This is a genomic window from Morganella sp. BCCO 40_0007 (assembly GCF_032989665.1).
GTDB classification, from domain to species: Bacteria; Pseudomonadota; Gammaproteobacteria; order Enterobacterales; family Enterobacteriaceae; genus Morganella; species Morganella sibonii.
This window is the reverse complement of the sequence record NZ_JAVBIN010000003.1, coordinates 50382-67840: the sequence shown is the minus strand read 5'-3', so window position 1 is coordinate 67840 and position 17459 is coordinate 50382. Positions and strand designations below refer to the sequence as shown.

Annotated in this window: 16 protein-coding genes; 8 read left to right on the top strand and 8 right to left on the bottom strand. The window is 46.4% G+C overall.

Annotation, left to right across the window (positions count from 1 at the left end; translation table 11 throughout):
• Nucleotides 1-82: 82 nt before the first annotated feature.
• Nucleotides 83-967 carry a DMT family transporter gene (locus R5268_RS04615; RefSeq protein WP_317418831.1) on the bottom strand — a complete coding sequence of 295 codons (885 nt, stop codon included), beginning with the start codon at nt 965-967 and terminating at the stop codon, nt 83-85.
• Between the two features lie 87 nt (nt 968-1054).
• On the opposite strand from R5268_RS04615, the gene R5268_RS04610 reads away from it, so the two are divergent.
• From R5268_RS04610 to R5268_RS04595, 4 genes are all read left to right on the top strand, one after another.
• Nucleotides 1055-2392 (top strand): PLP-dependent aminotransferase family protein, encoded by a 1338-nt coding sequence (locus R5268_RS04610; RefSeq protein ID WP_317418932.1) that lies wholly within the window; start codon nt 1055-1057, stop codon nt 2390-2392.
• A gap of 4 nt (nt 2393-2396) precedes the next feature.
• Nucleotides 2397-2843 carry a GNAT family N-acetyltransferase gene (locus R5268_RS04605; RefSeq protein ID WP_182107046.1) on the top strand — a complete coding sequence of 149 codons (447 nt, stop codon included), beginning with the start codon at nt 2397-2399 and terminating at the stop codon, nt 2841-2843.
• A 670-nt stretch (nt 2844-3513) separates the two neighbouring features.
• Complete coding sequence (mgtA, locus tag R5268_RS04600) at nt 3514-6210, top strand: magnesium-translocating P-type ATPase (RefSeq protein ID WP_317418830.1); 2697 nt, start codon at nt 3514-3516, stop codon at nt 6208-6210.
• Between the two features lie 82 nt (nt 6211-6292).
• Nucleotides 6293-6769: a GNAT family N-acetyltransferase gene (locus R5268_RS04595; RefSeq protein ID WP_317418829.1), complete on the top strand. Its 477-nt coding sequence runs from the start codon at nt 6293-6295 to the stop codon at nt 6767-6769.
• Nucleotides 6770-6791: 22 nt separating this feature from the next.
• On the opposite strand, the gene R5268_RS04590 is transcribed toward R5268_RS04595, so the two are convergent.
• The 3 genes from R5268_RS04590 to R5268_RS04580 form a co-directional block, all read right to left on the bottom strand.
• Nucleotides 6792-7199 (bottom strand): hypothetical protein, encoded by a 408-nt coding sequence (locus R5268_RS04590; RefSeq protein ID WP_317418828.1) that lies wholly within the window; start codon nt 7197-7199, stop codon nt 6792-6794.
• Between the two features lie 144 nt (nt 7200-7343).
• Nucleotides 7344-8465 carry a cupin domain-containing protein gene (locus R5268_RS04585; protein ID WP_317418827.1) on the bottom strand — a complete coding sequence of 374 codons (1122 nt, stop codon included), beginning with the start codon at nt 8463-8465 and terminating at the stop codon, nt 7344-7346.
• A 337-nt stretch (nt 8466-8802) separates the two neighbouring features.
• Nucleotides 8803-9189 carry a hypothetical protein gene (locus R5268_RS04580; RefSeq protein WP_317418826.1) on the bottom strand — a complete coding sequence of 129 codons (387 nt, stop codon included), beginning with the start codon at nt 9187-9189 and terminating at the stop codon, nt 8803-8805.
• A gap of 647 nt (nt 9190-9836) precedes the next feature.
• Here R5268_RS04580 and R5268_RS04575 point away from each other — a divergent pair.
• Entirely contained in the window at nt 9837-10169 is a 333-nt protein-coding gene (locus tag R5268_RS04575; RefSeq protein WP_317418825.1) for a hypothetical protein, read from the top strand.
• A gap of 254 nt (nt 10170-10423) precedes the next feature.
• On the opposite strand, the gene R5268_RS04570 is transcribed toward R5268_RS04575, so the two are convergent.
• Nucleotides 10424-10999, bottom strand: a complete 576-nt coding sequence (locus tag R5268_RS04570) for a hypothetical protein (protein ID WP_317418824.1) — start codon at nt 10997-10999, stop codon at nt 10424-10426.
• Nucleotides 11000-11054: 55 nt separating this feature from the next.
• Between R5268_RS04570 and R5268_RS04565 the strand changes: the two genes are divergently transcribed.
• Entirely contained in the window at nt 11055-11318 is a 264-nt protein-coding gene (locus R5268_RS04565) for a VF530 family DNA-binding protein (RefSeq protein ID WP_107679124.1), read from the top strand.
• Between the two features lie 55 nt (nt 11319-11373).
• Here the strand turns inward: R5268_RS04565 and R5268_RS04560 are convergent, their stop codons facing one another.
• Nucleotides 11374-12744 carry a rhodanese-like domain-containing protein gene (locus R5268_RS04560; protein WP_317418823.1) on the bottom strand — a complete coding sequence of 457 codons (1371 nt, stop codon included), beginning with the start codon at nt 12742-12744 and terminating at the stop codon, nt 11374-11376.
• A gap of 8 nt (nt 12745-12752) precedes the next feature.
• A complete protein-coding gene (locus R5268_RS04555) occupies nt 12753-13745 on the bottom strand; it encodes a YeeE/YedE family protein (RefSeq protein WP_317418822.1) in 993 nt (330 codons plus the stop codon).
• Nucleotides 13746-13952: 207 nt separating this feature from the next.
• Between R5268_RS04555 and R5268_RS04550 the strand changes: the two genes are divergently transcribed.
• Nucleotides 13953-14483 (top strand): hypothetical protein, encoded by a 531-nt coding sequence (locus R5268_RS04550; protein WP_317418821.1) that lies wholly within the window; start codon nt 13953-13955, stop codon nt 14481-14483.
• Here R5268_RS04550 and R5268_RS04545 read toward each other — a convergent pair whose 3' ends face one another.
• Nucleotides 14484-15635 carry an ROK family protein gene (locus tag R5268_RS04545; RefSeq protein ID WP_052927822.1) on the bottom strand — a complete coding sequence of 384 codons (1152 nt, stop codon included), beginning with the start codon at nt 15633-15635 and terminating at the stop codon, nt 14484-14486.
• Between the two features lie 332 nt (nt 15636-15967).
• On the opposite strand from R5268_RS04545, the gene R5268_RS04540 reads away from it, so the two are divergent.
• The gene (locus tag R5268_RS04540; RefSeq protein ID WP_317418820.1) at nt 15968-17458 is read left to right on the top strand and encodes a sodium:solute symporter family protein; all 1491 of its coding nucleotides are present in this window, start codon (nt 15968-15970) and stop codon (nt 17456-17458) included.
• The last annotated feature ends 1 nt before the right edge of the window (nt 17459 follow it).

The following is a 17459-nucleotide window of genomic DNA, read 5'->3' as shown; positions in this document are numbered from 1 at the left end:
GGATAACGCAGACAAAATACATAACTTTCAATAAATACACTGTTCTGCTGTTAATTTTCAGAAAATAGTCCGTTCGTTGCGATTACCGGGAAAACCGTTTTGAACCGGCAACACAGGCGATCACACCACACGTGGATGCAATCATCACTGAACTGACCGTTTCATCCAGTAACCACGCGGAAAGTACCAGACCAAAAAACGGTTGTAACAGCTGTAACTGACTGACACCGGTAATTCCGCCTTCTGCCAGACCCCGGTACCAGAAGAAAAAACCAATCAGCATACTGAACAGGGAAACGTAGATTAATCCGCCCCAGGCTTGTGCCGGTATACCGCTGAATGTCACCGGCAGAAAAACAATACTCAGGATCAGCATCAGCGGCAGAGAAAGCACCAGTGCCCAGCAGATCACCTGCCAGCTGCCGAGTGGCCGGGAAAGGCGGGCACCTTCCGCGTAACCCAATCCACACAGCAACACAGCCGCAACCATATACAAGTCCCCGGTCAGGGTGCTTTCACCGCCCTGAAATAAAGCAAATCCCATGACAAACAAACTGCCAAGGACAGAAAAAAACCAGAACGCCGGGCGCGGACGCTCATTGCTGCGCAGTACACCAAACAGTGCCGTTGCCAGCGGTAGTAATCCCAGATACACAATAGAGTGAGCCGAACTGACATACTGAAGAGCAAGAGCCGTCAGTAACGGAAAACCGATAACAACCCCCGCGGCCACAACGATCAGCGACATCAGGTATTTCGTAGCAGGTAAACGCTGGCGCAGTACAGCTAAAATGATCACAGCGGCGATACCGGCAAGCGCTGCGCGGGCGGTAGTCAGAAAATCCGGTGTGAAACCGCTTATACCCGCTTTGGTGGCGGGCAGGGAGCCGCTGAAAATCAGCACACCGATAAATCCGTTAAGCCAGCCGCGAGCTGAACGGGAAACGGTTGTCATTGTATTATCCATCCTGTACTCCGTTAATTACGTCTTGTTATCACGGAGAGTAATGCGGATAATCATGACAATCAAAAAATTGTCATGGATACATTCGGTATGGCAACACTGCGTTATAAACAATACGTCGATACCTTTGCAGCCCGCATCCGCAGCGGTGAACTGGCAGCCGGAACACAACTGCCGACTCATCGTGCTTTTGCTGCTCAGGAAGGGATATCATTAGTGACAGCGTCACGTGTATATCAGGAGCTGATCAATCAGGGATTGGTCAGCGGCGAAACCGGGCGCGGAACATTTGTCAGAGATATCAGTTTATTACCGGTTACCGGTATCGAGTGTGATGTCACACCGGCAATGTATGACCTTAACTTTATCTATCCGGAGATCACGGAACAAACTGCATTACTGCGCCGCACCTTGCGCCAGCTATCCATGAGCGGTGACCTCGAAAGTCTGTTGCATTATCTTCCGCATGCCGGGCGGCGGCAGGAGAGAAAAGTTGTTGCGGATCATCTGAAATTACGCGGTTTTTCTGCCGTTGACCCGGATGCTGTTGTTATGGTCAGCGGTGCCCAGCACGGTCTGGCCTCTGTTGTACTGAGTATGTTCAGTCCCGGTGATGTGATTGCAACAGATGCACTGACTTATCCGGGCTTTAAAGCACTGGCACAAACCTGTCATATCGAATTGGTTCCGGTGCCGGTTACCCCGGAGGGCCCCGATCTGGCTGCACTGGCGCACTTGTGCCGTCAGCGGAAAATCCGTGGCTATTTCACCATGCCGACACTGCATAACCCGCTTGGCTGGGTAATGGATCTGATATCCCGCAAAAAGCTGATAAGCCTTGCCCGGGAAAACCGGTTCTTTCTGATCGAAGACGGCTCTTATGCTTTTCTGCAAAAACCGGCACCGGCGCCGCTGGCAGAACTGGCTCCGGATATCACATTTTATGTCACCGGTTTTTCCAAAAATATCGCCACCGGTCTGCGGGTCGGCTTGGTTATTGCGCCTCCGGCTCATGTCGCTGCACTGGAAAAAATCATCCGCATCACCACCTGGAACACACCGGCACTGATGACCGGTATTGTCCGTGAGTGGCTGGAGCAGGGAGAGGTTGAAAAACTGGAGCAGAAAAAGCGTCGCGATGCCAAAGCCCGGCAAAAAATTGTCAGCCGGATTTTTGCGGATTTACCGCATCTTGCACATCCGGCCGGTTATTTTTTGTGGCTCCCGTTACCGGAAAATGTGCGCTGTGATGCGGTTATCGGCCGCCTGAGAGCCGCTGATATTGCCGTCAGTCCGGCTGAATCCTATGCCATAACCCGCGATATCCCGCAGGCCATCCGTGTGGCCGTCAGCACACTCCCGTATGATGATCTGGAATATGCTCTGATAACAATCAGAGACACCATTACTTATCTGATGGATTTATAATGTTATGAAAAGCATTCACGAGTGGCATGACCGGCACTATACCGTAACAACGGATATCACCAGACTGGATATCGACAAAATCCATCTTTATCTGACGCATTCCCCCTGGGCGGAAGGGATCAGCCGGGAATTGGTCAGTGCAAGCATATTGAACAGCCTGTGTTTCGGAGTATTTGCCGGCAGAGAACAAATTGGTTTTGCACGGGTTGTTACCGATGGGGTCACATTCGGGTATCTGTGTGATGTTTATATTATCGATGAATACCAGAAACAAGGACTCGGCTTTTGGCTGATGGAGTGCTGTCAGTCACATCCGGTGATGAACCGGCTGAGACGCATTATGCTGGTCACATCATCAGCCCCGTGGTTATATGAAAAATCAGGTTACAGCCCGGTCAACAAAGAAAATTATATCTGGCAGATTGTCAGACCGGATATTTATAAAAAATGAAATGGAATGCTATTTCATAACAGATAATCTGTTAAATCAGTACGTTGTTTAATTAAATAATACTATTCTGTATATTGTTTTCTCCTCAGAGAAAACGATTTACTTTGTGATTTCACCGGAATATACTTTGGATGATTATTTCTTGCGGAGAGCACATCATTGGACAGTCATAGATTATTTATCAAAATATATTGATCCTGCCGGTACATCTGTTTTCCTCTGACTGCCGGCAGTAATACTGCGGCAGTACCTCTCTCTGTAAATGGTACTTCCTGATTTAATTTAGCTTATCTTTTAATAAGATAAGCCCGAAAGGACGGATTTATCATGAATCTCTATATGCTGGCGTTATTCCCTCCTGACTGATTGTTATATCGGTTAATTCAATTTAAATTGCCGTGCTTGTGCACCGTGTTTTGCTATTCCGTTTATTCAGAACGGAAGGAACATGGTTTTTTATTAAAAAATCCACGGTACGTATTCATTTATGAATAAGCGTACAGACTATCTTTTGCTGATAAGGAATATATGGACACACCACCCGGGCCCGGAATACATCATTTTCCGGACTGTCAGTTATCATGACAGTTTATTTAAATTAACTGTTAAGTCAGACAGTCCGGCGAGAATAAATTACTCAGTTTGTCTGAGGTAATAAAGGAATCGTACCATGACTGTCAAAGTTAACCGTACTGTCACACCAGCTGTGCGCGATAAGAATATTTTCCCGGCGGCAATATTCGCCGCAAAAACACCCGATGAAACGTTAACAGAACTACATTCTGATATGTTGGGGCTGGATGAATTTGATGCCCTTGACCGCCTGATAGAACATCAGGAAAATGTGGTGGCTCATGACAAAGCACCTCCCGCGTTTATTCAGTTCATTTCCGCGTTTCATAATCCGTTTATTTATGTGTTATTGGCATTGGCCGCGATCAGTTTTATGACCGATTATCTGGTCCCCCTGCAACAGGGTGAAGAAACCGACCTTACGGGCGTTGTGATTATCGGAACGATGGTTTTCCTGAGCGTGATACTGCGTTTCTGGCAGGAATACCGGACTAATAAAGCCGCAGAAGCCCTTAAATCTCTGGTGAAAACCACCGCAACGGTACTCCGGCGTAAAAAAGGGCGATCTGTCCGGATTGAGCTGCCGGTGAAATGTCTGGTTCCGGGGGATATTGTGGTATTGAGTGCCGGAGACATGATCCCGGCGGATTTACGGCTGCTCCGTTCCCGTGATCTTTTTATCAGCCAGGCTATTCTGACCGGAGAATCAGTTCCGGTGGAAAAATATGATACTCAGGGTGATATCCATGAAAAAAATGCAGCAACGATAGCGGAAAATGACCAGCTGCTGACGGAATCAGGCAATATCTGCCTGATGGGCACCAATGTGGCCAGCGGCACGGCGCTGGGTATTGTGGTCGCCACCGGTGACAAAACCTATTTTGGCTCACTGGCGAAATCCATTGCCGGCACACGCTCACAAACGTCATTCGACCGTGGTGTGAACAGTGTCAGTATCCTGCTGATCCGCTTTATGTTAGTGATGGTGCCGGTTGTCCTGCTGATTAACGGATTTACCAAAGGTGACTGGTTTGATGCCACACTCTTTGCGCTTGCTGTTGCTGTCGGATTAACGCCGGAAATGCTGCCGATGATTGTCAGTTCCAACCTGGCAAAAGGTGCAATTGCGATGTCACGACGGAAAGTTATCGTCAAACGACTGAATGCAATACAAAATTTTGGAGCGATGGATATCCTGTGCACGGATAAAACGGGGACATTGACACAGGATAATATTATCCTCGAACATCACCTCGATACGGAGGGGCGTTCCGATGAAGCCATACTGGGACTGGCATGGCTGAACAGTTTTCATCAGAGCGGCACACGTAACCTGATGGATCAGGCGATCATTCGTTTCGGACGCGGTAAAGCCGAAACAGAATCTCTGCACAGTTATCAGAAAATTGATGAACTGCCGTTTGATTTTGTCCGCAGACGTCTGTCTGTTTCGGTGAGAAAACCGGATGGTACGGCGTTGCTTATCTGTAAAGGCGCGGCGGAAGAGATGCTGGCATGCTGCTCTCTGATCCGGACAGGTAATCATATTTCACCGGCAGATGATGAGAAAAAACAGGCCATTATGGCGCTGGTCAATCATTATAATGAGACCGGATTCAGAGTTCTGCTGCTTGCCGAGCGGGTTTTGGACAGTAAAGAGCAGGAGTTGCCGCTCTCTGCAGACAATGAACAGAATATGATTTTATGCGGAATTCTGACCTTCCTTGACCCGCCAAAAGACAGCGCGGCAAAAGCCCTGAAAGCACTGAAACATAACGGAGTAACAGTAAAAGTGCTGACCGGGGATAATGCGGTTGTCACAGCGAAAATCTGCCGCGAAGTCGGATTAGATGCATCGATGAGTATCAGTGGTGATCAGCTGGCACATCTCAGTGATGAAGAGCTGAAACAGGTGGCACAAACACACACTATTTTCTGTAAACTGACACCGCTGCAAAAATCAGCACTGGTCCGTGTTTTACAATCTGCCGGTCATACTGTTGGTTTTCTCGGGGACGGAATCAATGATGCACCGGCACTGCGGGACGCGGATGTCGGTATTTCCGTAGACAGCGGAACGGATATTGCCAAAGAATCCGCGGATATTATTTTGCTGGAAAAAGATCTGATGGTTCTGGAGGAGGGCGTCATTAAAGGACGCGAGACATTCGGTAATATTATTAAATATCTGAATATGACCGCCAGCTCAAACTTCGGTAATGTATTTTCTGTTCTTATAGCCAGTGCTTTTATTCCGTTCCTGCCGATGCTGGCCATTCAGCTGCTGATTCAGAATCTGCTTTATGATATGTCCCAGCTGGCATTACCGTGGGATAAAATGGATAAAGAATTCCTGCGCAAACCCCGCAAATGGGATGCAGGTAATATCCGGCGCTTTATGATTTGGATTGGCCCGACATCATCCGTATTTGATATCACCACCTTTGCATTATTATGGTTTGTTTTCGGGGCAAACAGTCCTGACAGCCAGGTCTTATTCCATTCAGGCTGGTTTGTTGAGGGATTATTATCACAAACGCTGGTCGTTCATATGCTGAGAACACAACGGATTCCGTTTATTCAGAGCACGGCAACACTGCCGGTATTATTAGTTACCGGGCTTGTCATGGCCATCGGGATCTGGCTGCCGTTTTCACCCATCGGAAGTTATATCGGACTCGAGCCGTTACCGTGGGAATATTTCCCGTGGCTCGCCGCTACACTGGTCAGTTACTGCGGTCTGGCACAAATCATGAAGGGCATTTATATCCGCCGTTTCGGGATGTGGCTGTAAGTTAAGATACTTTATACCTGTTATTCAGCTGATTTTTGCTGAATAACAGGTACAATCAGAGCATCAAAATAAAAGGAATACTATGCACTTAGAATTTAAACGGCTCGCTCAGATTAAACCAGCCGATATTACCGCACTGAATAATCACCCGAAAGTTTTACAGCAAATGCCGCTGGGTACCCCGGATTTTGATGATGAAAAAAGTCTCAGCTGGGCAAAAGAAAAAGATGCTCAGTGGGACATAAACGGATACGGCCCCCGGGCATTTGTGATCGACGGTGTATTCGCAGGCTGGGGAGGGCTTCAGAAAGAAGGTGATGACGCTGACCTGGCGCTGGTTCTTCATCCTGATTTCTGGGGAACGGGAAAGGTCATCTGTGATGAAATTATCCGCCATGTGTTTACTGAAATGCACTTAAACAGCATCACCATCTTATTACCGTTATCCCGGAAAATTTCCCGGTTTATAACTCGTTACGGATTTCAGCCGGATGGCTCTGTGATCTATGATGGTGTGGATTTCCGGCGATTCCGGTTATTTTCAAATCATTCAGGCTGACATGATTCAATGGCGATAAAGTTTATTTGTATTTTATAATCTGATATACAAAATATCCTGCTGCCAGCAGAATGATAAACGGAATAATAAGCATCAGATACAATGCGCCAATCCCCCGGGGGCTGCTGCCATTAATAACATCCTCAAATGTTGATTCTGAAAAATAATGGCGAAGGACATCATCACTGCATTTTTTAGCAAACGGAAATAAAGGTAAGCAAATGCAGGCATAGATTATCCATAAAAAATGAATGGTTACATTATCATTTAATGAATAAATAAACATGCCAAAAACCAAAAGGCCAAGGAAGGATTTACCCCAAAAATCCCAACTTCTGATAAAAAGACGAATAGGGTGTTGTCTTTTTTTATTTGCTATATGGCGCTGTCTTATCTTTTCTTTTGTATAGTATCTGCCACTCTTACTCATTGAACTATCTCATAAAAAAGGAAATATTTGGGGATGGGCAATCCGGCTAATCTATCATGGCTGAGCGTAGTGAACGAGAGGTTTTTGGCGTGTTAAGATAAAACACCCGTCAGCGGATGTTTTATCTTGTCAGGCAGATGTGATTTATTCTTCGAAATACCAATATCCCTGATTGATAAATTCGGTTAATTCCGCAACAAAACCCGGGTTCGTCAGTGCTTCACCGAGTTCATCCACGCCGACTTCTGTTAACCGGCACAATGTATCTGCACCTTTAATTTCTGTGGTCATCCAGCCTTCGGTATTAACAAAGAAACGCTCACCGATGCGCATAACACGCAGCCCGCTCAGTCGTATCAGTTTTTCACCGGCATTCAGAGCGTTCAACACGTCTTCCGGCTGATACGGCGGTTCCGGAGGTGCAATATCCAGCTCATGGCGCGGAGTAGTTGCAAAACGGCCTAACCACTGTTCAAAATCACCGGGCTTGTTGATCATTTCAATCATCATGGCACGCAGGCGCTCAACCTCATAAGATTCCATTGAGCCTGAGTTTTCACGTACTGTCAGGTCAGGATCGCCATAATTGACGCCACCCAGATCCTGTTCCAGAGCGTAGTCTGCAAAGCTGCTCAGCAGATCACGACCGGTCGGTCCGCGAAAGCCGACAGAATAGTTCATGGTATCTTCGAAAGTGAAACCATCGTGAGGGAATCCAGGCGGAATATACAGAATATCGCCCGGTGCCATTTCCACATCAATAATCGGCTCAAACGGGTCGACATGCAGTAATGCCGGGTGAGCACAGAACTGACGCATGGGAAGGGCGTCACCCACACGCCAGCGGCGGCGGCCCATACCCTGGATAATGAAAACATCATAGTTATCAATATGCGGCCCGACACCACCGCCGGGCACTGAATAGGAAATCATCAGATCATCAAGACGCCACTCAGGCAGTACCCGGAACGGTTTCACCAGTTCAGCGGCAGGCATATGCCAATGGTTGACAGCCTGTACCAGCAGTGACCATCCTTTTTCGCCTAATTCGCTGTAGTCCTCAAACGGGCCGTGACTCGCTTCCCATTTGTTATCAATAAAGCTGACCAGACGGCTGTCAACTTCCGGCTCCATGGCCAGACCGGCCAGTTCATCCGGCGTGATAGGGTCGGCAAAATCAGGAAATGCATTTTTCAATACAACGGGTTTTTTCTGCCAGTATTTTTCTAAAAATTCAGGCCAGTTAAGATTCAGTTTGTTAACCATGTGACCACATCTATATGAGTGAATAAGCGGATAATTATAGAAGTAATGCGCTGTCATATTTTTGTTTGGGGTCAATAAAAAAGGAACGTGGGCGGATAAAGAAAGCCCGCGGTGATCAGTTGTTGGATGAGCCGAGACAAAAAGCCGTTATCAGGGATAAAGGAACCGACGATTAGCCAGCCGGAGAGCCGGATTTCGTTAATTCATACCTTGGTTCGTATAATGTGTGACGCTATGTTGCAAGTGTTCTGAGCGATTGCGGTAGAGTGGAATTGAGGTTTACTGCAATCGGGAAGGTCCTTCTTTACACATAGAGTGCATTGTGCGAATCAGTAAATTAAACCAGTTTTAGGTTATCTATCATTTTACCTTTTATTACACCATGCTCAGTTATATATTCTTCAGATATCAACCATTTTTGAAGTTCCGTTAGATCAGATATTAGATTTAATATATTTTCTTTATTCTGGAAAAAATGTATTTCTCTTTCTGTATACATGCAAACAAAAGCATCCCAATCATCAGTGGGCATTTCTGTTATCCCATGATATTCATATGATCCATCATCAGATTTAGTTATACGGGAATTACTATTAAAATGATTTCTTATGAAGATATTAATTGCATCAATGACATCAAAATCAGTGGGGTAGGGCATTTTATCAATGTAAAATGATTGAATCATAGAATATACTTGATTAATATTAAATTCATTATTTTTCATAAAACCACCATTGTTATTTGCTGTTGTTTCCACCAATTAAAGCGATATCAAACATATACATTCTTTATTTGGTTTGGTTGTAGGAGCGTCCCGAGGCAAAGGGGGATTCGCTTATCAGGATTCTATGTTAAAAAGGGTTCTGAGCGATTGCGGTAGAATGGTCTTGGGGTTTACCGCAATCGAGAAGGTTCGTCTTTAGACATAGAGCGCATTATGCGAGCCTATTAAAAACGTTCATACGCTCCGTCACAATACTCACATGTTTCTAAATGGTCGAAATATACTAAACAATTTTTGCATATAAAACCGTCATGATATTCCGTAATGCTCTCAAAGCTATTACATTCAGCACAGCTTGCGGGTGTTTGTCTGTCTATATTTGGGGGTCGGTAAGGAAAGGCAAAATCAAAACCCCCGTGCTGTACTACGGGGGTACTACGGGGGTAGTCTCAGGATAACTACGGGCTTCCAGTCAAAATGACTAAAAGGTGGAAGCATTATCAGCTTTTGTCTCCCACAGATCCCTAAATTTTCAAATAACTATATATTGTTACTCGCATGCGTGATTAGCATAAAAAACAGTCACAATACATAAGTTATCATAATATAATATTAAATGCATTACGATATTTTGAAGGTCTCTATGCTTGTTATTTTCTCGACTGAAAACCAGGATTGCTTCTTTATTTGGTTTGGTTGTAGGAGCGCCCTGGGGCAAAGGGGGATTTGCTTATCAGGATTCTACAATTTTATACAGTGACGAAGGAAGCTCTGATCGTATGGGAATGTTGTATTGGGGAGGTAATAAAGAGACTTTTTATGTCCAGATTTCAGGGGGCGGTAATAAAGAGACTTTTTATGTCCAGATTTTAGGAATAGGATGTGCGCATGTCTTCAGTGTAACGATGAAGGATGAATCCTTGCATGAATGGGAGCTTGTTGATTTTTTTAAGACAAAAGAAGAAATTTGTTTTATCTGACGACGGCGTTTGAAACGGATGACTTGGCTTATGAACTCAAAGCCGTGGAACATGCAAAACGTGTATTGATAGAGCTTTACGATGAAGCCGGAACAACGGTTGTTATTGCACCGGATAGTTAATTTAAGCCAATGACAGCCATCACAGGCGCACTTTCCGCCCAATTACACTTAGGTTCGCATAATGTATATTATGTTAAATGATATAGGGCTTTGATAAATCTGAGCTTATCAGACTAAACCCTGTATCACCTGTTATCTTTGGCTTGGGATCACCCCATCCGGCGATAACCTGCAACTACTGAGTTGCTGCATAAATCCTTTATCAAAAGGATCACCTTCAGATACTGATGCCGTACCATATTTCTTTGTGAAGTCCTCCTGTATAGTTCCATCTTTATAACGAAGTTCCACTTCTGAATGCAGTACGCGGCCGTCATCGGTAACCGGTGGCTCAGTGACCGACATTTTGTGAGAAACGTAATCACCTGATTTCATGCCATGAATTGTCATAATTCCGTCTTTAACGGTAATCGTAGTTTTCACCATGACAGATGGAAAAACGTGTTTATTTTTCTGCTCAATTGCGATTTGATTAAATGACTTGCTTATACTGCATACATAAACCCCATCAAACAGGCGGATTTTTTGAGACTGCTCTGACAACGTATCCGGTTTGCATCCTGCGATAAACAGACATGAAAGTACAAAAATAAAACCATTTTTCATTACAATATTCCCTGTTCTGTTCCTATCCATCTGCCCCGCTCTCTTTTCTGCCTCACAGATGATCACTGTCTGTAAACGTCTGCCGGGAAGTAAAATTGTCATACCCCGGAGTTTACGGTATTCTTCCCGGATCAGGCAAATAACAGGATATTTATTTATGACAGCCCACACTTCCAAAGACCCGCTGCATGGCGTTACCCTCGAAATGCAGGTTAATGCATTGGTGGAAAAATATGGCTGGGTAAAGCTGAGTCAGTTAATCCGGATTAACTGTTTTAAAAATGATCCCAGTGTGAAATCAAGCCTGAAATTTCTCCGCCGTACTCCCTGGGCCCGGACTGAGGTTGAGAATTTATATCTCGATTCTCTGGATGATGCTGATAACAAAACAGACAGTATCTGGCCGGATAGTCCATGGTAAATAACTGATAATACCGGCTTCCGTTATTTCTCCGGAAACCGGTTTTCCGGTTAAATCAGCTTTTACAGGATTGTCCCGGTTTTTTGATGATTTCACCATAATCATTCAGTGCCGCCGGTTTTTGGCTCTGAATATCATTCAGTACCGGTAATGCCGGGTCCATCTGCCAGGCATTCCAGCCGCCGTCATAAATCCGGCTGTTTTCCCAGCCCGCCAGTTGTGTCATGAACCAGGAAACACTTGCCCGCCAGCCGGTGCCGCAGTAAAACGCAACCTGATCGGTCGGTTCAATACCCTGTGTTTTCCATAAGGCAAAAATTTCTTCAGGGTTACGTAATGTGCCGTCCGGGTCATAATAGTCGGACATATCATTCGCGTTTTTACCGCCAAACCCCCATATTGCACCCGCCGGTTCACCTTTGCGCGGAATATAGTCATAACCGGAGATTTTGCCGGTATATTCATCCCATGTCCGGTTGCTGATAAGTTTAAGACCGGATTTCTGAGCCTGTATGGCTTCCGACGGCATGGCAATAGTGACCTGCGGATTAACCGGAATTTCCGCACCAAAATCCGCAACCGGTACCGGAATATTCAGCGTGGTTTCGGTTGGTAATTCCGCATCCATCCAGACATTTAAACCACCGTTAAGGAAACGGACATCCTCAACACCTGCCCACTTCAGCGCCCATAATACCCGCAATGCTGCCATCTGATTTTCAGAATATACAACCACCGGGGTATCTTTGCGGATACCGTTTTTCAGCAGATTATTTTTGATAACGTCCGGTTCGGATAAATTCCAGACCGGTCCGTTTTCTATCCAGTCGGTATTAAAATGGAATGCCCCTTTAATATGGGTCGAATACGATTTTGACTGTTCCGCGTCACCCCATGACACTTCAAATATTACCGGCTTCTGATCATGAGTATAACTTTCCGGTTTTTCGCCGTTAAGAGCGGCCTGAAGCCAGGCGGGCGAAACACTCAGAAAATAGTTCGGGTATTTATCCATCGGCAGATCAGAATTGCTGTATTGGATAAACGATTTAAATGCCCTGACCTGAAAACCTTTGGCGGCAAATTCAGCGGTAATTCTTTCCAGTGAATCCGGATCACTGTCGTAAAATACCAGGGTTTTTTCTTTCGAAATCCCCTTTTCTGCCAGAAAATTATCGAATTTATCTTCGTCAATAAAATCCAGCCAGCCGGTGGTAAACTGCATCGCACCTTTAATATGACCGCCGCGGGCAGCACCTTTATCTTTGAAGCCAAAATATAAACTGTCAGGCCGGGTATCAATAATAAGGTATTTCGGGTTGTTCAGGTTCTCTGACAATTCCTCAATGCCGATCTCTTTTACTACGGTCTGATCACAACCGGACAGTAGTAACGGTAACAGAAAAAAGAGTGATTTTATTTTCATATATGATCCTACAAACGACATTGCCCTGAACGGAAGAAATAACTGGTGATCCAGACACCGGCCATAATGGTGAAGGTGGAAATCCATCCCTGCCAGGAAAAATAAGCAGTCGCCACAAGAGAGTTCGTGACAGTACACCCGCCGGCCAGTGTGGCGCCCGCCCCCATAATAATACCGCCGAGAAGCCGTTTGACGACGGTAATACCGTCCGGCGGAAGTGTTAATCTGAATTCTTTGCGGATAATCGCGCTTATCATCGATCCGGTGAAAATACCGATTACAAACAGTGTTCCCCAGTTAAAATAACGCTGTTGTCCGGTCACCAGATATTGAACAACATTGCCGGAGGGAACAGCGACACCATAGCCGAAATTACGGCCGGCTTCGGCACTGAAAACCCAGGCAATAACCCCGAGAATACCGATTAAAATACCGGTAATGTTCAGCGGCAGATAATTAAACCGGTTCTGTGACGGTGGTGTATAACGGGGATGATAATGCTGATAAATCAGTAATTCGGCGGTGAGAATAATTAAAAAAGCCACCAGGAACCACGGGGAAATATTCAGGGTTTTATAAATTGTATCCGGTTGCGCGGGATGTTGTAATAACGGTTCAAACCAATGTTTCAGGCTGCCTTTCTGAGCGGCGGCCATGGTGACAACAAACGAAAATAAGGCAATCCAGGTCCCTGTTAATCCTTCACCGGAACGGAACCATGCACCGCTGCCGCAACAACCGGCCAGAACCATCCCTGCACCAAATATAAAACCACCGGCAAGTGTGGCGGTGATTGGCAAATTTCCTTCCGGTATGTGTAATAACCCGGCGGATTCCAGGGCAAAGAAACCAACGGACTGAATAGTGACGGCAATCAGCAATGCAGTGAGGAACCGGGTATTTCGCTGGTAAAGAATGTTCCGGAACCCGGAAACAAAACAGAACTGACCTGACTGAAGCAACCCGCCGAACAGGATGCCTATAAATAAACCACTGACCATGAAGAAACCCCGGGGAATAAACAACTGCGTGTATCTGTAATTTTATCCGCCCCATTATTCTCCGTTATGGCGCAAAATCAAGTTAAGGTGTGTTATCACAAAATTTTGGTATTCCCGGAGCCGGAACAGAACCTTATCAGATATATCTGCTGTCCCGGCGGTGAACACTCTCTTACTCTGTTCTGACTTTAAACAGCAGGGAACATCATGAAAAAGCTGACATTGTTATTGATATTATTTTCTGCGGTTGTGTCTGCCCGCAGCGGAGGACACGGCGGTTATCGTTATGAACCTGAGACTATTTTTATCTGCCGGTTATCTCCCTTTTCTGATATGCATATTGAGGCCGGCGTAACAGAAGCACTGGCACGGAAAAGTGTGTCACACCGCTGTCAGCTGGTACAGGGTGACGACAGTATTTTCTGCCGGGAGACAGATGCAAAATGCTCGGCAAGTAAATTAATTACCACAGAGAAAGAGTTACGCAAAACCGTAATTATCTATGCGGAAAACTGGCAGCGGGGAAACTATCTTGAGATCAGCGAAGATATTCCTGATTTATATCACTCCGATTTTGACGGCACCCTCTCTTCGGTGATTATTCCGTCCGGCTGGCAGGTACGTTTCTATGAAGGTAAAAATTTCACCGGTGAATATCACACGGAAACGAGCGGGAAAAAGAATGTGCTCAATTACGGTAAAAAAATCAACTCCGTTAAGATTATAACCCGGCGCTGATTAACTTCCCTGACGGCAATATTCTGCCACCAGCCCATCAAAGAACGGTGATAACGCACCGTTCATTTCATTCATATACGATTTATGGTTGATGGTGAATATCACATTTTGCTCAAAATATTCCGGTACATGCTGACTGAACCCGGTTGTTATTTCACGGAATAATGCCTCATTGTGCGTGAACGGGCCGGAGAAAATAATGACATCCGGAAACAGAATAAAATAGATATTTGCCAGTACCCGGCTCCAGATATCCGCTGCATTTTTCAGACACGGTACTGCCATAATATCGGCATGCTGTAATGTTTTTGCGGCTGCCCGTTCATTACTTAAGTCGCCGGTCAGCGTCTGACTCAGCACACCACGCAGTGCCGACAGGGAAAACATCTGTTCAATGGTATGTGAATCCCCGAATGTCAGTTGTCCGAGCTCACCGAACAGCCCCTGCGGATTAGCATTAATCTGCTGTTTTGAATAACTCGCAGCACCAATCCCTTCCCCCCAGTGCACATACAGCACACGTTTGGCCGACAGTTCGTCATTTTCGAGGATAAAGGCATTCAGTTCCGCCTGTAAGTTTTTCACCAGACTGACCGGAATAGAAAATTCTGTTGTCAGTTGTGATAAATCCATATGACGTGCTTTCGGCCAGCGGTTGGTGTAGAGCCAGTGGCCATGCTCCGCGTCCATGACGCCGGGCAGTGAAATAATAATCCCCTGCACACGGGTATCCGCCCGGCAGTTTTGCAGCAGACGGTTTATCAGTGTCCGGAAACAGTTCAGGAGTGTTTCGCTGTCAGCATTGTCATCATGAACCGGCTGATGCGCACCCGCGAGTACCACGCCCCGGATATCCACCAGCGATGCCGTGATATTCCTGGCGTCGATACAGATAAAAATAGCGGTCAGCAACCGGAAATCCGGAATAATGCCGACCTCCGGGCGTCCGGGACCGGATTGGTGATTTACAGTATCTTCAGAAATAATACCGGATTGAATCATTTCGCCGACCAGCTGTGTCACGGTAGCCGGACGCAATGCATTGGTGATCGCGAGCCCTTTACGGGTGATCAGCGTCTGCGCTTTATATGCGTCCAGGATTTGCCGGAACAGATGCTGTTTGCGTTCTGACGAAAGAGACGGTTTCACCATAATAAGCTGTTTTCCGGTTCAGTGAGTGAGGAACAGACTGATTTTCAGCTGTTTACCTGATAAGTCAAGAGCAGGTGATGTGATTATCCTATATGTATCACACATTATCTGCCGGATAAATTGCCGTTGATGCGCCCTGCGTGAATTGTTGAATTGTGAGTCAGATCGTATTAATAACATACAGTGAAATTAAATATATTTACAGTGCGCGTTATTAATGTACAGTCAGGATAAGCAGTACCCTGCTGCCGATGATTTATTTATACCTGTACCCGCAATCCCCGTTTTTACTGTAGATGTTGATGACAAAATAATTATAAGGAATCAATAAGATGCAAACGCCGGACTGGATAACACTCTCACTTTTCTTCATTATCATGATTGGTATCGGCTTAAATGCCTACCGTCGTGTCAAAGGCACCAAAGATTTTTATGTCGCGGGCGGTGGTCTGCCCTGGTGGCTGGCCGGGATTTCTCATCATGTGTCGGGGTATTCCGGCGTGGTGTTTACCGGTTATGCCGCCCTTGCCTATGCGACCGGGTTTAACCTGTATGTCTGGTGGGCGCTGAACGTGACTATCGCCTGTCTGCTGGGTGCGTGGCTGATTGTTCCCCGCTGGGCCCGGTTACGTGATGCGTTACAGATTCAGTCACCGACGGAATATCTCAAAGTCCGCTACGATATCAAAACCCAGCAGTTGATCGCCTGGCTTGGCGTACTGCTGAAACTGCTGGATACCGCAGGGAAATATGCGGCGATCGGCGTGCTGTTCTATGGTTTTACCGGTATTTCGATCATTTATGGTGTGCTGATTTCCGGTGTGGTGGCGATGATCTACGTCACCGTCGGCGGGTTATGGGCTGATACCATGAATGACTTTTTCCAGTTTCTGGTCGGAGTTGCCGCCGGGATCGTCATGTTTTTCGTTGTGCAGTCACAGCTGGGTGATATCGGCACCAACTATCTGGATATGTGGGACAGACTCCCGGCCGGTCACAGTGACTGGTTTAATGGTCAGTACAGCCCGCTGTTTTTTGCCAGTTTCGCGTTTGTCTGTTTCCTCAGTTATAACGGCGGCACCTGGAACCTCGCGTCCCGCTTTATTGCCTCGCCGGACGGTAAACAGGCACGCCGCGCAATGATCCTGTCCGCGTCGCTTTATCTTGTCTGGCCGCTGATCCTGTTTGCACCGATGTGGGCCGCCCCGCTGCTGATCCCGGATGTTCCGCACGGTGAGCAGACACAAATCTATTCCATGCTGACACTGAAATATCTGCCTGCCGGGTTTGTCGGAGTGATCCTTGCCTCTATGTTTGCCGCGACATTGTCGATGGTAGCTTCTGATGCCAATGCGATCAGTTCTGTCTTATCGCGGGATATCCTGCCGCTGATCTCGAAAAAAGTGAAAAAAGCCAACGGTGAAACGCCGCTGTGGATGGCGCGTACCGTCACATTCACCTTTACCCTCTGCACGATTATCCTGGCGCTGAATCAGGAGCACTTCGGCGGCATTATCGGGCTGATCGTGGTGTGGTTCGGCGGGTTAATCGGTCCGGCCTCCATTCCGATGGTTCTGGGTCTGCTGCCGTTCTATAAGCATTGCGGGCCGAAAATCGCCATCACATCCATGCTGATTGGTCTGGCCGTCTTTGCCGGTACCAAACTGTTTGTGACTGATCCGTCTATGGCATTGTCTGTCGGTGGTCCGGTCTTCTGTTCACTGGTGTTCTTTACTCTTGCAGCCATTGTGGCGCGCAAAAATCCGGTAAAACCGGAAGTGGATGCCCTGATGCATAAACTGAGCCGCGACGGAGGTCACTGAT

Excerpts from the sequence above, each read along its gene's own strand:
- R5268_RS04615 (WP_317418831.1), bottom strand. The coding sequence starts at position 967 with ATGGATAATACAATGACAACCGTTTCCCGTTCAGCTCGCGGCTGGCTT.
- R5268_RS04610 (WP_317418932.1), top strand. The coding sequence starts at position 1,055 with ATGGCAACACTGCGTTATAAACAATACGTCGATACCTTTGCAGCCCGC.
- R5268_RS04605 (WP_182107046.1), top strand. The coding sequence starts at position 2,397 with ATGAAAAGCATTCACGAGTGGCATGACCGGCACTATACCGTAACAACG.
- mgtA (WP_317418830.1), top strand. The coding sequence starts at position 3,514 with ATGACTGTCAAAGTTAACCGTACTGTCACACCAGCTGTGCGCGATAAG.
- R5268_RS04595 (WP_317418829.1), top strand. The coding sequence starts at position 6,293 with ATGCACTTAGAATTTAAACGGCTCGCTCAGATTAAACCAGCCGATATT.
- R5268_RS04590 (WP_317418828.1), bottom strand. The coding sequence starts at position 7,199 with ATGAGTAAGAGTGGCAGATACTATACAAAAGAAAAGATAAGACAGCGC.
- R5268_RS04585 (WP_317418827.1), bottom strand. The coding sequence starts at position 8,465 with ATGGTTAACAAACTGAATCTTAACTGGCCTGAATTTTTAGAAAAATAC.
- R5268_RS04580 (WP_317418826.1), bottom strand. The coding sequence starts at position 9,189 with ATGAAAAATAATGAATTTAATATTAATCAAGTATATTCTATGATTCAA.
- R5268_RS04570 (WP_317418824.1), bottom strand. The coding sequence starts at position 10,999 with ATGACAATTTTACTTCCCGGCAGACGTTTACAGACAGTGATCATCTGT.
- R5268_RS04565 (WP_107679124.1), top strand. The coding sequence starts at position 11,055 with ATGACAGCCCACACTTCCAAAGACCCGCTGCATGGCGTTACCCTCGAA.
- R5268_RS04560 (WP_317418823.1), bottom strand. The coding sequence starts at position 12,744 with ATGAAAATAAAATCACTCTTTTTTCTGTTACCGTTACTACTGTCCGGT.
- R5268_RS04555 (WP_317418822.1), bottom strand. The coding sequence starts at position 13,745 with ATGGTCAGTGGTTTATTTATAGGCATCCTGTTCGGCGGGTTGCTTCAG.
- R5268_RS04550 (WP_317418821.1), top strand. The coding sequence starts at position 13,953 with ATGAAAAAGCTGACATTGTTATTGATATTATTTTCTGCGGTTGTGTCT.
- R5268_RS04545 (WP_052927822.1), bottom strand. The coding sequence starts at position 15,635 with ATGGTGAAACCGTCTCTTTCGTCAGAACGCAAACAGCATCTGTTCCGG.
- R5268_RS04540 (WP_317418820.1), top strand. The coding sequence starts at position 15,968 with ATGCAAACGCCGGACTGGATAACACTCTCACTTTTCTTCATTATCATG.